The following is a 683-nucleotide window of genomic DNA, read 5'->3' as shown; positions in this document are numbered from 1 at the left end:
TAACTTTTCGCCAACAAGTTGAACCCTTTTTCGCTGGCTTACGTGCTTGGCTAGTATCCAATCTTGACTGGTTCTTTCTTGCTTCTGGCAACGTATTTGTCATTGTCTGCTTGGTCTTGATTGTGACACCGCTTGGCCGAGTTCGAATTGGTGGTACTGAAGCGACACCAGATTACTCTTATGCAGGCTGGCTAGCGATGTTGTTCGCAGCCGGTATGGGCATCGGATTAGTGTTTTTTGGTGTGTCTGAGCCAATGTCGCACTTCAGCTCTGCACTTGGCGGCGTGAACATTGAAAATGGTGTGCGCACCGACTGGGCACCACTTGGTGGTGCGGTTGGTGATACAGATGCTGCATCTGCACTTGGTATGGCTGCGACCATTTACCACTGGGCACTTCACCCTTGGTCGATTTATGCATTGTTGGCCCTTGGCTTAGCGATTTTTTCGTTCAACAAAGGGTTACCACTGACCATGCGTTCCATCTTCTACCCGCTGTTTGGCGAACGAGTTTGGGGCTGGGTAGGGCACATTATCGACATTCTTGCAGTTGTTGCGACGGTATTTGGTCTGGCGACATCGCTCGGCTATGGCGCTTCACAAGCAGCAACAGGTTTGAACTTCTTGTTTGGAGTGCCAATGACCGACACAACTCAAGTCGTGTTGATTGTAGTGATCACTGCA

The 683-nt window shown here is 49.9% G+C and carries 1 protein-coding gene; it reads left to right on the top strand.

What is annotated here, in order from left to right; translation table 11 throughout:
- On the top strand, nucleotides 1–683 hold a 683-nt coding region (locus R7E78_RS26965), incomplete at both ends, for a BCCT family transporter (RefSeq protein WP_318058721.1).

The organism is Vibrio sp. YT-19(2023) (assembly GCF_033337395.1).
The sequence above is the reverse complement of the archived record's forward strand: the minus strand, read 5'-3'. Positions and strand labels throughout refer to the sequence as shown.